Source organism: Okeania sp. SIO1H4, from assembly GCF_010672695.1.
Taxonomy (GTDB): Bacteria; Cyanobacteriota; Cyanobacteriia; order Cyanobacteriales; family Microcoleaceae; genus Okeania; species Okeania hirsuta.
Window position 1 is genome coordinate 60,951 of the sequence record NZ_JAAHGB010000029.1, and the last position, 15,827, is coordinate 76,777.

General features: G+C 36.4%; 13 protein-coding genes. 10 read left to right on the forward strand and 3 right to left on the reverse strand.

What is annotated here, in order from left to right:
* Window positions 1-96: 96 nt before the first annotated feature.
* Together F6K06_RS18860 and F6K06_RS18865 are read right to left on the reverse strand one after the other, a co-directional pair.
* Window positions 97-894, reverse strand: a complete 798-nt coding sequence (locus F6K06_RS18860) for a metallophosphoesterase family protein (RefSeq protein ID WP_124142791.1) — start codon at window positions 892-894, stop codon at window positions 97-99.
* A 303-nt stretch (window positions 895-1,197) separates the two neighbouring features.
* Window positions 1,198-1,962 carry a DUF1995 family protein gene (locus tag F6K06_RS18865; RefSeq protein WP_124142790.1) on the reverse strand — a complete coding sequence of 255 codons (765 nt, stop codon included), beginning with the start codon at window positions 1,960-1,962 and terminating at the stop codon, window positions 1,198-1,200.
* A gap of 268 nt (window positions 1,963-2,230) precedes the next feature.
* Here F6K06_RS18865 and F6K06_RS18870 point away from each other — a divergent pair, with 268 nt between their 5' ends.
* From F6K06_RS18870 to F6K06_RS18895, 6 genes are all read left to right on the forward strand, one after another.
* The gene (locus F6K06_RS18870; protein WP_192901024.1) at window positions 2,231-3,697 is read left to right on the forward strand and encodes a hypothetical protein; all 1,467 of its coding nucleotides are present in this window, start codon (window positions 2,231-2,233) and stop codon (window positions 3,695-3,697) included.
* Window positions 3,698-4,208: 511 nt separating this feature from the next.
* Complete coding sequence (locus F6K06_RS18875) at window positions 4,209-5,114, forward strand: RimK family alpha-L-glutamate ligase (protein ID WP_124142789.1); 906 nt, start codon at window positions 4,209-4,211, stop codon at window positions 5,112-5,114.
* A 169-nt stretch (window positions 5,115-5,283) separates the two neighbouring features.
* On the forward strand, window positions 5,284-5,847 hold the full coding sequence (locus F6K06_RS18880) for a Uma2 family endonuclease (RefSeq protein WP_124142788.1): 564 nt from the start codon (window positions 5,284-5,286) through the stop codon (window positions 5,845-5,847).
* Between the two features lie 150 nt (window positions 5,848-5,997).
* The gene (locus F6K06_RS18885) at window positions 5,998-6,561 is read left to right on the forward strand and encodes a Uma2 family endonuclease (protein ID WP_124154854.1); all 564 of its coding nucleotides are present in this window, start codon (window positions 5,998-6,000) and stop codon (window positions 6,559-6,561) included.
* A gap of 214 nt (window positions 6,562-6,775) precedes the next feature.
* Complete coding sequence (locus tag F6K06_RS18890; RefSeq protein WP_240038738.1) at window positions 6,776-9,424, forward strand: AAA-like domain-containing protein; 2,649 nt, start codon at window positions 6,776-6,778, stop codon at window positions 9,422-9,424.
* Window positions 9,408-9,644, forward strand: coding sequence for a WD40 repeat domain-containing protein (locus tag F6K06_RS18895; protein ID WP_240038737.1), 237 nt, complete (start codon window positions 9,408-9,410; stop codon window positions 9,642-9,644). Before F6K06_RS18890 ends, F6K06_RS18895 begins: the two co-directional genes overlap by 17 nt.
* Window positions 9,645-9,967: 323 nt before the next feature.
* Here F6K06_RS18895 and asnS read toward each other — a convergent pair whose 3' ends face one another.
* Window positions 9,968-11,359 carry an asparagine--tRNA ligase gene (gene asnS, locus F6K06_RS18900; protein WP_124142786.1) on the reverse strand — a complete coding sequence of 464 codons (1,392 nt, stop codon included), beginning with the start codon at window positions 11,357-11,359 and terminating at the stop codon, window positions 9,968-9,970.
* A 397-nt stretch (window positions 11,360-11,756) separates the two neighbouring features.
* Between asnS and F6K06_RS18905 the strand changes: the two genes are divergently transcribed.
* From F6K06_RS18905 to F6K06_RS18920, 4 genes are all read left to right on the forward strand, one after another.
* On the forward strand, window positions 11,757-13,118 hold the full coding sequence (locus F6K06_RS18905; RefSeq protein ID WP_287239704.1) for a hypothetical protein: 1,362 nt from the start codon (window positions 11,757-11,759) through the stop codon (window positions 13,116-13,118).
* A 41-nt stretch (window positions 13,119-13,159) separates the two neighbouring features.
* Window positions 13,160-14,047 carry a phytanoyl-CoA dioxygenase family protein gene (locus F6K06_RS18910; protein WP_287239706.1) on the forward strand — a complete coding sequence of 296 codons (888 nt, stop codon included), beginning with the start codon at window positions 13,160-13,162 and terminating at the stop codon, window positions 14,045-14,047.
* A gap of 117 nt (window positions 14,048-14,164) precedes the next feature.
* Entirely contained in the window at window positions 14,165-14,734 is a 570-nt protein-coding gene (locus F6K06_RS18915) for an HD domain-containing protein (RefSeq protein ID WP_287239707.1), read from the forward strand.
* A 1-nt stretch (window position 14,735) separates the two neighbouring features.
* Window positions 14,736-15,731 (forward strand): TauD/TfdA family dioxygenase, encoded by a 996-nt coding sequence (locus F6K06_RS18920; RefSeq protein ID WP_287239708.1) that lies wholly within the window; start codon window positions 14,736-14,738, stop codon window positions 15,729-15,731.
* Window positions 15,732-15,827 lie beyond the last annotated feature (96 nt).

The window sequence follows — 15,827 nt, forward strand, 5'->3', positions numbered from 1 at the left end:
CATAGAGAAAAAATAAAAACAATCCTTTTAGCCAATCCTCTTAGTTTACAAGAAATTGTTAATTATTAATTGTTGAAAGAGAAACTGCTATTTTTATCAATCGTTCTTGACCTTAAGTTTCTCTTTGTGCTTTTTTTTAGCTAATAAAGGTTCTTGCATTATTTTTTTTAAAGTTGGCTTGGAAGCATAAGGTTTTACAAGTTCTTCTAGAGGCATTTTCCTAGTTTCATTACTATTAACATTAACTTGATAAACAATATTATTATCAACATCTAATCCTGTTAGCCATCCACTACGAGGATGATACGCACTCGTGTCAATATTTAGCCAACCTGCCCCACGAACTAACTCTCCAGGCTCAACATTATTAAAAGTAAAAGTTATAGTATGACCTATAATCATTAACTTATTGGGAAAGTAAGGTTTTTCAATACCATGAAATTCTTTGCGAATCCAACAATATTCATGATAAGTTTGCTTTTGAATAGGTAGTTTTGGATTTACCCCTGCATGAACTAACCAAATATCTCCTAAGTCTAGATATAGAGGTAGTGATCGAATCCATTCTACATCCTCATAAGGCATAATTCCTTGATCTCTATAACTTTCTACCGTTTCATTCCCTCCACTGTAAAACCAAGCTTCCCATGCTCCTTTTTTGTCTGCTTTATCTGAAAGAGCTTGAATCATCATTTGTTCGTGATTTCCCTGGAGAGACTGATAGGAGCTATTTCTGACAAATTCTATTACTTGGGAGCTTTTTGGGCCTCGATCTATTAAGTCCCCTAAAAAATACACCTTTTCATTTTTTCCAGGGGCGATCGCCTCTAGCAAAACCATTAGACCATCATAATGCCCATGTACATCACCAATTATAATACGTCTCTGCTTCATTTTTACTTCTAAAGATTTCCTACAATATCTAGTTTTTTTCTATCTACTTTATTGCATTAAGTAAGGCAAAAAAGACTTTATTATACTAAATTTTAATGTCAGAAAATTTAATTAAAACATCTAATATATTATTCACTTTAATTTGTATCTATAATATCACATAGTTTCTGAGGTAAACCGACCCTAATTTTTAGGCAAATCCAGAATGTAGCTAATTTGAAACAAATTGTAGCTTCGAGTAAAATTGGGGTCGGCATACCTTAGACGAAAAATACTTTTAGTAAGTTCATGTCTGCGGAAAATTTAGTTACTTAAAGCACGCAGGAATTTTTGAATTTCAGTTAAAAATCCTTTCCGTTTTGGTTTAGTAGTAGTTTGCTCAGAAGAAGCAGAGCTATCTATTTTAACTGTAGTAGTAGCTTCAGCTAAAATCATTTCCACAGTATCTCCCATTGGTTTCTCAGATCGCTCTGCAATTAATTTATATTGGCCATTTTCCTCAAGCAAAACTTGCCAGGGAGAAGGATAACAACGATACAATGCAGCCTCACCAAAAGACTTGATATAGTAGCAAGATTCAATAGTTGTAAGAAATCTTTCCCGGAGTTGACGTGCTGCATAACCAATTCCGACAATAGATACATCCTCTAACCTCGGAATTAACATTACAACTGGGCGATCGCCTGCCAGATTACACAATTTTTCGGCCTGGGCCACTTCTACAGAAGAAAGGGCAACTAACAGAAAAAACTCGTCTTCCGGTGAAATTTTGCTATCAACTGGAGACCTACTTGTGCCAATATCTTCTACTTTTACTTTAAAAGGCGCTTCTTGCCAATCTCGTCTTGCTAATGCTGCAGCACCAGTATCAGGAAAGAAGACTTTTGGTTGAATGCCTTCTTCAAGTAAAGCAGGAATAAATTGTGCTGCTAGAGATTGAGCTTGAAGTTCAATTTCTGGAATAACTATTTCGATTTGGATTCTACTATAACCATCCTGGAGAGCTATCTTAGTAGCTTCTATAGCTTGAGCGAGTGCTTCATCTATGTCATTGGGTAGTTTATTCATCTATAAATAGCGATCGATATTTCTAAATTTCTCAACTATACTGTAACTGATAGAAGATTTTCAACAATCTTCAGTACTTTCCATAACATAATAAATAAAACAGGACTTACCCATGCAACTCCCTTGAAAACACCATTTGTAGGGGCGTTAACGTAGTTGTGCGTAGCAAATGGCATTGGGTAGCGCCAAGCTCAGAATTGCGCCCTCACTCGATTTAGTGTCCGCGCATAAGTCCCGATCATAAATAAAACTTGAACAAAAGGAAAATATGAGACATCCATTTGACAATGACCTAGAGACTCTTGAGTCTTTACAAAAAAGTCAAGTTGAACCTAAGCGTAATACTCCTAATGACCCTTCTCAACCTATAGCAACAACTCAAGCAATAGGAGAAGAAGGTGGTGCTACAACAGAAGCTTTTGATGATTCGGAGAATGGTGGCGAACTTATAGCAACAACCTTAGAATTAGGAGAAGAAGGCGGTACCAGTGAAGCTATAGGAACAACTCAAGCACTAGGAGAAGAAGGTGGTAATCTTTCTGTACCTACTACTCAAGCACTGGGAGAAGAAGGTGGTATTACTCCCATCGGAGTGCCACCGGGAGAAGTAACAACTCAAGCTATAGGAGGAGAAGAGGGAGGTTTTGTTACTCCTATTAATAATGAAATTCTGACTCAACCAGGTTCTGAAGAAGGTTTCGCAACCACTCAAGCAATAGGAGAAGAAGGTGGTATTACTCCCATCGGAGTGCCACCGAGAGAACTAACAACTGAAGCAGTAGGAGAAGAAGGCGGTTTTGCTACTCCTATTAAGAATGAAATTCTGACTCAACCAGGTTCTGAAGAAGGTTTCGCAACAACTCAAGCACTAGGAGAAGAAGGTGGTCTTACTCCCATAGGAGTGCTACCGGGAGAAGCAACAACTGAAGCAGTAGGAGAAGAAGGCGGTTTTGCTACTCCTATTAAGAATGAAATTCTGACTCAACCAGGTTCTGAAGAAGGTTTCGCAACAACTCAAGCAATAGGAGAAGAAGGTGGTGTAACTACTTTAGCAGTAGGAGAAGAAGGCGGTGTTACTACTTTGGCAATAGGAGAAGAAGGTGGTTTTGCGACTCCCATTAATAATGGAACTTTCACTCAAGTAGGTTCGGAAGAAGGTGGTGTAACTACTTTAGCTATAGGAGAGGAAGGTGGAGATTTTAATGAAGAGATTTATCGGCAATCTTATCCTGGTATTGATGTTGCTATCAATAGAGGAGAATTTAGTTCTGGTTTAGAACATTACATTCAGTTTGGACAATTTGAAATTGAACGCATTGGTTTTTTTACTGACAATGATAGTAATGATATTATTAATGCTTTCGGCAACAATACCAGAATTGTTGGTGTTAGTGTTATTGGATATGACCTCATCAACGACCGAGTTATACCTAGTGATTTGGGAACAGGAGAAATTGATATATTAGTTGGTAGTTCGGGAATAGAGGGAGTAGATCAATTTATACTTGGTTCTTCCCAAGGGTCGCCTTTTTATCTTGGTTTTGGTGATTCAGACTTTGCTTTTATTCAAAATTTTGATACTCCTTTAGATCAAATTAAGTTATCAGGAACTTTGAATGATTATAGTTTTGAAATCGTTAATGATTCAGTTAATATATCTACTCTATCAGGAGATTTGATTGCCATCATAGAAGGTGTTTCATCTCTAGATAATTTAAACCTTAATTTTATTTAGTTAATAAATGGGAAAGTAGACTTGTAAGCAGAAATATATTCAAACTCATAATATTAGAACTTATACCAGTTTTATTTGAGGTTGCATAGAATGATGAAATTCATTAAATCGATCTATTTTTATCTACGCTTACCTGCGGTCAATTATGCTTGAAGTCAATTATGCTTGAAAGATTATTCTATGCAGCTTCATTTCAATTTGGTATTACGCAATACTAAGGTATTTTCGTCCGAAGCGACTGATAGGGAAGCAATCTCAAATCCTAGTTTTTTGTACCTCATGGGTAAGTCCTGAATATCTACGCTTTTTTCTCCCAAGTCTTCCTTTTCTTTCTCATTCCCTTTCTTCCTTTAAAATACTTGACAGGAGATGTCCCTTTGACTAAAAAGATAAATTACGACTAAAAAATGGGAGCAAAGCAATTCATTCTGACTCCTGACTCCTGACTCCTGACTCCTAAGAAATAGCCTAACTATTTGTAGCAAACAGTTGTCAAATTGGTATAACTTTAATGAATATTTTAATCCTGGGCAATGAAGAAGATATTCATGCTGCCCATCTCAAAAAGTCTCTCACAGAAAAAGGAATAACAGTTGATTATTTAGATACTCGTTTATTTCCCACTAAGTTAAAAATCTCTTGGCAACCTATTACTCACACAGGATGTTTAATATTTCCAGATGGCAGAAAATGGAATTTAGCAGATATAAATAAAATTTTTTGGCGGACTTTTGCCGGGGTTAATGTTCCGAAATTAACTGATTTATATCAGGAGAGAATAGCAGTTAATGATTCGATGGGTTTATTACGTTCTTTTATGCGGTCTAAACCTGATAAATGGGTGAATAGTTGGGAAGCTTATGAATTTCATAAAGAAAAACCATTACAGTTAAGTTTAGCTAATAAAATAGGTGTGACTATTCCAGGGACTATTATTACTAATAACGCTGATGAAATTTTAGAATTTTCTCAAACATTTAAAGATGTAATTTTTAAACCTGTTTATGGAGGTTCTCATACTCAATTTTTAACGAAAGAACATCTAGAAATTAATCGGATGAAATTAGCATTAAGTATTTCTCCCGTAACTATCCAAGAATTTATTCCCGGTACAAATATTCGTAGTTATGTAATTGGGGAAAAAGTTTATTCTGCTGAAATTCGGAGTAGTTCCTTAGATTTTCGGGAAGATAAACGAGCAAAAATAATTTATTTAGAAACACCAGAGGATATCAAAGAAAAATGTTTAGCTATTACTAAAGCATTCGGATTAAAATGGACTGGTATTGATTGGCGATTTAAACCTAATGGAGATTTTGTTTTCCTGGAGGCGAATTTTAGTCCGATGTTTCTTCATTTTGAAAGGGAAACAGGTTGTCCGATAACTGAGGATTTGATTCAATTATTAACAAGTTAACTAGCTATCAGCTATCAGCTATTAGCTTAAAAATTTGTGTATAGAATTAGGTATCTGTTTGGGGAGCACTCCAGACCGAAACGCTTTTTAAAGTTGGGCAAGAATATTTATAATAAATATAATTGTTATACATCAACAAATTCATACAATTATTTTCAAGGAGTTGGTAATGTCTGTACAATTATTGCGACGACTATTTACTGTAGACCAGTATTATAAAATGCTGGAAGCAGGAATATTAACTGAAAATGAACGAGTAGAACTAATCCGAGGAGAAATTGTCAAAATGTCCCCTATTGGTATTCATCACGCAGTTTGTGTGGACAGTCTTACCGAACTGTTCATTCTACGTTTAGCAAAAATTGTTACTGTGAGAGTTCAAAATCCTGTAAGATTGAACGATAATTCTGAACCAGAACCAGATATCGCTTTGCTGCAACGACGGCAAGGATTTCGTCGCACTCAACACCCTCAACCAGAAGATATATTTCTCCTTATAGAGGTGTCAGATACAACAGTTAAATATGACCAAGAAGTAAAAATTCCCTTATATGCTGAGAATAATATTGTTGAAGTTTGGTTGGTGAATCTTCCTCAAAAATGTCTGGAAGTTTACCGACAACCTACTGCGAATGGTTATGAGATTGTGCAGACTTTTCAACGCGGTGAAACTGTGACAATTCAAGCTTTGCCTAATGTAACTTTTACTGTTGATGAAATATTGGGAGATTAATACAAACTTTCAACATTAATTACCCAATATTATATAAATTTATTCTGTTCTGAGTATTAGTAAAAAAAGCTTTGAGCTATGACTAAAAAATAGCTGAATGCGGATAGCTGTTTGCTGAATGCTTAATACAATTTTCTCAAGGAGTCGATCATGTCTGTACAATTATTGCGACGACTATTTACTGTAGACCAGTATTATAAAATGCTGGAGGCAGGAGTATTTACTGAAAATGAACGAGTAGAACTAATCAGAGGAGAAATTATCACAATGTCCCCTATGGGTATTCGCCATGCAGGTTGTGTCAACCGTCTTAATGAACTGTTCTTTTTGCGTTTAGCACAGACTGTTACTGTGGGAATTCAAATTCCTGTAAGATTGAATAATAATTCTGAACCAGAACCAGATATCAGTTTGTTGCAACGACGACCAGATTTTTATGAGACTCAACAACCTCAACCAGAAAATGTATTTCTCCTTATAGAGGTGTCAGACACAACAATTAAATATGACCGAGAAGTAAAAGTTCCCTTATATGCTGAGAATAATATTGTTGAAGTTTGGTTGGTAAATCTGACTGAAAAATGTCTGGAAGTTTACCGACAACCTACTGCGAATGGTTATGAGATTGTGCAGACTTTTCAACGCGGTGAAACTGTGGCAATTCAAGCTTTGCCTAATGTAACTTTTACTGTTGATGAAATATTGGGAGATTAACACAAATTTTCAACTTCACCATCGCTCCAAACCCGATATGAATGTGTATTGAATGTCAAAATTTTAGTGATTTATTTAATTTTTTGGTTTAAGTTTTACTTATCATACTTTACTATCCATCTACATAGTAGCCTATATTTAGTGGGGAATATGTGATTGTAATTATTGGTTGAAAAAATTATTACTTTGGATAATCTTAGGGAATTATACCAATATGGAAATCTATAAAAAATCAATTTATCAAGTAGGAGGTAGTTTGCCTCCAGATGCTCCCACTTATGTAACTAGACTTGCCGATGAACAACTTTATCAAGGTTTAAAAGCAGGAGAATTTTGTTATGTATTGAACTGTCGTCAAATGGGTAAATCTAGTTTAAGAGTCAAAACTAGACAACGGTTGGAAGCAGAAGGAATTGCCTGTGCAACTATTGATATTACAGAAGTTGGTACTTGGGAAGTTACTGCCGACCAATGGTATGCTGGAGTCATTGATAGTATTGTCAGTAGTTTAAATTTAGATGATTTTTTTGATATTGATGAGTGGTGGTCGGTTACAAATAAACTCTCGAATGTGAAACGTTTTAGTAAGTTTATCAGAGATTTTTTGCTGCCTACTGTTAAGCAAAATATTGTAATTTTTATTGATGAAATTGATAGTACCCTGAGTCTACCTTTTAATATTGATGATTTTTTTGCCGTAATACGAGATTGTTATAACAAAAGAGCCGATAATTCAAATTATCAAAGATTAACTTTTGTGATGATTGGTGTGGCAACTCCGGCAGATTTAATTATGGATAAAAAACGCACTCCTTTTAATATTGGTATACCTATAGAATTAACTGGTTTCAAAATGTCGGAAGTAGCTACTTTGGGTAGAGGTTTGAGAGACAAAAGTAAAGATATTAATCGGTTATTAGAAGCTGTATTATTTTGGACGGGAGGGCAACCATTTTTAACTCAAAAATTGTGCAATTTAATCCAGAAAAAAGGAGATTTTATTGAAGAAAATAAAGAGGCAGAATGGGTAGAGAATTTAGTACAAAAACAAATTCTGGAAAATTGGCGAATAAATGACGACCCAGAACATTTAAAGACCATAAGCGATCGCCTTTTAGTTAATGAAAAACGAGCAAGTCGGTTATTAGGTTTGTATCAGCAAGTTTTGAATAGTGGGGAGGTAGTAGCAGATGATAGTTCCGAACAAATGGAACTGCGACTGACTGGTTTAGTAGTAAAATATGAAGGTAAATTGATAGTAGCTAACCGAATTTATCAGTCAGTATTTAATGTTACTTGGGTAGAGAAAGAATTAGCAGGTTTACGACCTTATTCAGAAGCGTTTGCTGCATGGTTAGCTTCTGGTTATCAGGATGAGTCACGACTTTTGCGGGGTCAAGCTTTACAGGAAGCTCTAGCATGGGCAGCAGCGAAGAGTTTGAGCGAGCAAGATTATCGGTTTTTAACGGCAAGTCAAGAACTAGATAAACTCGAAATGCAACGGACATTGGCAGCAGAAAGACAAGCAGCTCAAATATTAGCTGAGGCAAATCAGATATTAGAAGTATTACTCAAAAGTGCCTCCTCAAAAACACTATTTCTCGCTGGTCAAGAGTTTGAAGCATTACTAGAAGCATTGAGGGCAGCCAAAATTCTACAATCATTGTCCAAATCAATTAGAACAAAAGCTGATGCTGAAATGCTGGTGGTAACAGCACTGCATCAGGCAGTCTATGGAGTCAAAGAGCGTAATCGTTTGGAAGGACATAAAGATGGAGTAAGTAGTGTTTGTTTCAGCCCTAATGGTACTTTGATTGCTTCTGGTAGTAGGGATAATTCTCTGAAACTCTGGAGTCTTAGTGGTAAAGAATTAAAAACTTTTACTGGACATAACGATCGCATCCATAGCATCTGTTTCCATCCTGATGGTCAGATACTTGCATCTGCCGGTGCGGACACAACTATTAAACTCTGGAGTATTGACGGAACAGAATTACAAAGTTTTACAACAGAACATAGGAATCTGGTTAGTAGTGTTAGTTTCAGTCCGGATGGTCAAACTCTTGCTTCTGGAAGTTTTGATAAAACTATTAAACTTTGGAGTTTAGATGGTAGAGAGTTACAAACTTTGATTGGACACAAAAATCGGGTCTCTAGCATCAGTTTTAGTCCGGATGGTCAAACTCTTGCATCTGCCAGTGGTGACAAAACTATCAAACTCTGGAGTTTAGATGGTAGGGAACTGAAAACCTTTATTGGGCACACTTATCACGTTAATAGCGTCAGTTTTAGTCCAGATGGTCAAACGATTGCATCTGCCAGTGCTGACACAACTATCAAACTCTGGAATTTAGATGGCAAAGAATTACAAACTTTTAGAGGTAACAGAGATTGGGTAAATGCGGTTAGTTTTAGCCCTGATGGTCAGATACTTGCCTCTGCTAGTGCTGACAAAATCATTAAATTCTGGAATATTAAGGGCAAGGAAGTACAAACTTTCCGTGGTCACAGTAATAGAATTTATAGCGTCAGTTTTAGTCCAGATGGTCAGACTATTGCCTCTGCTTCTAGGGACAATACAATTAGACTCTGGAGAGTTAAAAGCACAGAACGAAATATTTTCAATGGTCATAGCAATGAGGTTAGTAATGTCAGTTTTAGCCCTGACGGTCAAACTATTGCTTCCGCTAGTTATGATAGCACTGTTAAACTTTGGAATATTGATGGCAGAGAACTGAAAACCCTTAATGGTCATACAGGTAGAGTTTATAGCATTAGTTTTAGCAAGACTCAGAAAGTTATTGCTTCTGCTAGTGAAGATGAAACTATTAAACTCTGGAGTCTAGATGGTTTGGAATCTTAATGGCAGGGAATTACATACTTTTCAAGGATATCGCCGTGGTCTCAATAGTATTTGTTTTAGTCCAGATGGTCAGATGATTGCTTCTGGCAGCACAGATGGCAAAGTAATTTTGTGGAATCTCAATCTAGAAAATCTTGTAAAACTTGGTTGTGAGTGGGTGGGAGATTATCTGAAAAATAATCCTAATGTTAGTCAGAGCGATCGCCGACTCTGCGATTAAATTCACAACCCTAAAACTCTAAATTCTCCACAACTTGTTTCTTATTCTCCTCACCTCCCATGAAGTTTATGGTTTGATCTTAAAGAGCGAAAAACTAAAAAAATAGGGCGTTGGTAAATTACAGGAGGTAGAAAAAAGTGCCAGGTTTTCGATGGCTAAAACTCAAAAAGTTGGTATTTTGAGTAGACAAGATTCGATAGGCTAATCCTTCCGACACTTCCCCTCCTGGCAGGGGTTAGTGGTTTGTCCCACACTCTGCTTTTTTCAACAAACCCTAATTATTTCCCAGCAACCCCCCTCTATTTTCCCAATAATTCCTAACTTTAAAAATCCACAGTTAAAGGCGCCCTGGGAAAAGGAATCACATCTCGAATATTCCCCATTCCTGTCATAAACTGCACCACTCTTTCAAATCCCAAACCAAACCCTGCATGAGGCACAGTACCATACCTACGCAAATCCAAATACCACCATAATTCCTCCTTATTCATCTCCTGTTCATCTATCCTTTTCTCCAAAATATCTAAACGTTCTTCCCTCTGAGAACCGCCAATAATTTCCCCTACTTTCGGCACCAAAACATCCATTGCCCTAACCGTCTTACCATCATCACTTAAACGCATATAAAAAGCCTTAATTTTTGCTGGATAATCAGTCACAATTACAGGTTTTTTAAACAATTCCTCACACAAATAACGCTCATGTTCCGACTGTAAATCTAAACCCCACTCTACCGGATATTCAAACTTTTTATCTGTCTTTTCCAACAAAGAAACAGCCTCAGTATAAGTAATCCTTTCAAAACTATTATTAATAATCGTATCTGCCGTTTCAAAAACTGTTTTATCAATCCGTTTATTGAAAAATTCCATATCCTCCGGGCAACTTTCTAAAACAGACTTAAAAATATGTTTCAGAAATTCCTCAGCCAAATCCATATCTCCTACTAAATCGCAAAAAGCCATCTCCGGTTCAATCATCCAAAACTCAGCTAAATGTCGAGAAGTATTAGAATTTTCTGCTCGAAAAGTCGGACCAAATGTATAAACATTACTAAAAGCAGTTGCCATAATTTCCGCTTCTAACTGACCGCTAACTGTTAGAAAAGCAGGCTTTCCAAAAAAGTCTTGACTAAAATCAATATCTTGTTTTTCTGTGAGAGGAACTTTCTTTAAATCTAAATTAGTAACTGTAAACATTTCCCCTGCACCTTCACAGTCACTAGCAGTAATAATAGGAGTATGAACCCACAAAAAACCTCGTTCTTGAAAGAATTGATGCACAGCATTAGCACAAGCATTTCTTACCCGAAAAACTGCTCCATAAGTATTAGTGCGCCCTCGCAAATGTGCAATAGTACGGAGAAACTCAAAAGAATGACGTTTTTTCTGCAAAGGATATGTTTCAGGATCAGCATCCCCATAAGCGATCGCCTTTTCTGCCTTAAGTTCAATTCTTTGCCCCTTTGCTGGCGACTCTACCAAAATACCACTCACTTCTACTGATGCACCTGTATTCAGTTGCTGTAAACTTTCTTGATAATTTGGTAGATCAGGATTTAATACCACTTGTAGGTTAGCTAAACATGAACCGTCATTAACCTCTACAAAAGCAAATTCTTTCAACTCTCGCTTAGTGCGTACCCACCCTTGAATTGTTACTTTTTCATCAGGTTTACCGCTTCTTAATATTTCAGCAATTCGTTGATTTGTCATCTATTTAATCCTGTCTATTAGGCTTAACTATTTTGATTAATTTTGGGTATCTTCTAGTATTAGAGAGTCTAGCACAAATTTTTAGTACTCGTAATAAACTGGGTTTTTGGGTAAATCCTGTCTTTTGATGCACTACCGTTATGATAAGATATGATATTGTTGCCCTTGATATTTTCCTTAGCTTGAGTTATCTATATTTTGTCTAGATAGGAATTAGTGGCTTTCTTTTCTCCTAAAAAAATCTTTAACTATTAGATATTTCCAACAATAAAAAATAAAATCAATTATTGTACAGAAATTGTCAATTATTTCCCCCTGTTCCCTATTCCCTTTTTTATGGAGATATCTACTAACTACTAAAAATCATTCAGTAACCAGAAAATCCCAGTATAATTCTATGAAAAATACTAATTTGAGTGGAGATAGAGTACGTCCAATTATCTTATCTCAGCAAGAAATAAAAATAGCGTCAGAACAATACAAGACTCCCTTATATCTCTATAATCTCAATAAAATTGGCCGTCAATATGCCAAACTACGAGATTACCTGCCCCCAAATTTTAATATTCTCTATACTCTGAAGGCCAATAGCAATTTAACTATCTGTCACAAATTGGCTCAATTAGGATGTGGAGCAGATATCAGTTCAACGGGAGAATTGAGAGCAGCACTAAAAACAGGATTTTCAGCTCCAGAAATTGTGTTTACTGGGCCAGGAAAGACTAATTCAGAACTAGCAACAGCCATAGAAACAGGGATTGGGATTATTGTATTAGAATCAGTAAACGAAGCTCGTCGCCTAAATAATTTGGCTCAAAAGTATGGTAAAAAGCAAGATGTTTTAATTCGGATTAACCCCTTGTACAGAACAAGTCAGAGTTGCGAAATTCGGGAACGAGGGGCTAAGTGTGGGAACAATGATACTAATGGTGGAGAAGCTAGTCTAAAAAGTCAAACGATCGCTAGTACCTCCAGCAAATTTGGTGTAGATGAAGATCGAGCTATAAAAGAAATTGCAGCGATCGACTCTTTGGACAATCTTAACCTAAAAGGTATTCACATTTTTACCGAAAGTAATGTCTTAGACTACAATCAATTACTAGCTTCTTGGACAAATACCATTAGTATAGCCAACAGAATTAATGACCAAGGTTATCATATATCCCTGTTAGATTTTGGTGGTGGAATTGGTATACCTTATAATAGTGTCGATCCTGAATTTGATATGGAGTCTTTTGGCCAAGAGTTGCAGGTAATTTTTGAGAATAATCCTTATCGGTATCATTGTATTGTAGAAATTGGGCGTTATCTGGTAGGAGAGGCCGGGTGTTATATAACAGAGGTGGTTGATATTAAAGAATCTCTAGGGCAAAAATTTATCATTTTGGATGGGGGTGTCCATCAACTCTTAAGACTGTCTATGAAACCAGCAAGCAAATATATGGAAGTGCTCGGAAGAGATGGCAACTATACTCACAAAGCAACCCTGGGAGGAAAACTCCCAACACCTTTAGATATTATGGTGGAGGATGTGATGGTGCCAGAAGATATAGAAATAGGCGATCGCTTGGTAATCTATAATTGTGGAGCTTATGGATTTAATCATAGTTTGACCAATTTTGCTCTACATAATTATCCGGCAGAAGTTGCTTATAGTGATGGAACAATACAGTTAATTCGTTCTTCTGGACAAGTAAAGGATTTCTTTCTGAATCAAAAATTCCCTACAGATAGTGGAGATGGAAAAAAACATATCTAACCCATTGAGTAAATATCAATTAAGAAAGGAGTTATCTACAGATGACATTAATACCACAGGAAGTTAAAACAACCCGCCCCTTAACACCAGAGCAGATAGCCAAATATAACGAAGATGGATTTGTGATTATTCCAGGTTTCTTTGAAGTAGAAGAAATTGAACCTATAAGAATTGCCTGTGAAAACGATCCAGGAATACGCGGACAAGAAACAGAATTTGCCGATGCTCAAGGCAATATTAGTAGGATAGCTCACTGGACCGAGTTAGGAGATTCCTTGCTAGGAGTGATTCCTCGTTTAGCAAGAGTGGTTGATGGTTCAGAGACCCTATTAGGAGGAGAATGCTATCATTGGCATTCAAAACTGGTACAAAAACTTCCCAAAAGTAAAGGCCATTTCGGATGGCATCAAATTTATGGCGGAGTATATACAGAAGGATGTTTATTTCCTGATTTATCAGCTTGTTTTATTGCGGTTACTGCGAATACGAGAGAAAATGGTTGTGTTCAAGTAATCAAAAAATCTCACTTAATGGGTCGAATAGATACAAGTTACGTTGGAGACGCTCGCCTATGTAACCTCGAAAGAATGGAAAAAATTTTAGAACGGTTAGAAGTAGTACATTGTGAAATGGAAGCGGGAGATGCTCTCTGGTTTCATTCTAATACTATCCATGCTTCAGAAGGTAACTATACAGATAAACCTCGAATCAATTTAATTTGTCACCACAATGCAGTCTGGAATGAACCATATAAAAGAGAAGGTCTGCACCACCGTCACTATATTCCATTACAAAAGTTACCGGACTCCACGATTTTAGAAAATAAATACGAAGGAGTATTGGAAAATCAAAAATTCTTAGGTAAGGAATATGGATATCAGCAAATAATTAGAAAAAAAGACCTAGACTCAAATTTAGCACAACCATAAACAAGTAGTGATTCTTGGAGTTAACTTCATAGTCTTGAAATGCTATATATATGGTCTATGCGTAAGTCCTAACAAAAACAACCAAAACTGAAAAAAATCAAAGCAGGAAGATCGAAAATGAAACAAGTCAGTTTTACTCGGATGCTTGATGGAACTAAAGAAGATTACGAACTGATTTACTCTTTAGCAGAAGAATCAACAAAAGGTTTGGCAGAACGAATATTAGCTGCTTTGGAACCTTTAAAAACATCTTTTGACGGTTACAAAGTAACTCGTTATGAACATTCTTTACAAGCAGCAACACGAGCATATCGTCATGGCGAAAGTGAAGAAATTGTAGTTGCAGCATTACTGCACGATATTGGTGATGAATTAGCCCCATACAATCACTCTGAATTAGCTGCTGTTATTTTACAACCTTATGTATCAGAAAAAACCTACTGGATAGTTAAACACCATTCGACATTTCAAAAGTATTATTATGCTCACTACATGGGAAGCGATCGCTACGAACGGGAAAAATATCGCGACCATCCCTACTATCAAGCTACCGTTGATTTTTGTGAAAACTACGATCAAAATAGTTTCGATCCCCAATATGACACTTTACCGCTCGCTTTTTTTGCACCAATGGTAAAAAGAATTTTTGCCCACCCTTACCCTAAGTATCAGTTTATTAAAACTTAAAATGATGCAACATAAAGATAAAATTTTTAGTAAGCAGCAATTTGTTACAATTAAAGGTAAGAGCTTTCATTATATTTGGTTGCGAGAAAACTGTCCGAGTTGTCGCTATGCAGCTCCTTATCAACAACTATACGATCCAAATATTAGCGATCGCCCAGAAAAACCCCAACCTTTATCAGTAGAGTTAAATGAGGAAACTTTAACTATTGACTGGGATGAAACTCCCGCTCACCGCAGTGTATTTTCTGTGGAATGGTTGCTCAAAAATAGTTACGATCCTCAACTAGAAGTCGAGTCTGATAATTACATTTTATGGGATCGAGCCAAACTAGAATTAAAATCGCCCCAAACTTATAACGCTCAGACTATGAATAACGATGCTTGGATGGAGCAATTATTTAGTCTGGGATTTGTTATTTTAGAGAATATCCCTCCAGAAAAATTAGAACCTTTTCTTTCATCTGTCGGTCCAATTTATAACGTTGATTACGGGAAAATCTTTGCTCTAGAAACTAAAGCCAAAACTAAAGAATCTGTACCTCCCCGTGATGGTTGCCCCTTACCTCCTCATAACGATTTGAGTTACTGGGGAGGACATCGCCTCGCTCAGTTTCTTTATTGTGTAGAAAACCACAACCCAGGGGGTGAATCTACCTTAGTGGATGGTTTTCGAGTTGCTCAAGACTTTCGCCAAGACTATCCTCAATATTTTCAACTTTTGCTTGAAACTCCCGTACAATTTTGGTTAGTAGACCAAAATCATCACTATCGTTTTTGTAATACTGCTACTATTTTAGAATGCGACAGATATGGGAACTTGACTACAGTCCGTTTTAGTAAAAGAAACTGTAGACCTCATTTACCTTTTGAGCAATTAGAATATTTCTACCAAGCATATCATGCTTTTTTCCGCTATCTGAAAAAACCCGATTATCAATATCAATTTCATATCAAATCCGGTAGCATCGGTATAAAAAAATTAAACCTGATAAATTAAGGGATGAATAGTAAGAGTTGGGCGATCGCCATGCCGAGATTGTTAAAGCTAGAACCACACAAAAGTATCGAAGAGTTGGAAAAACTCTACCGACAA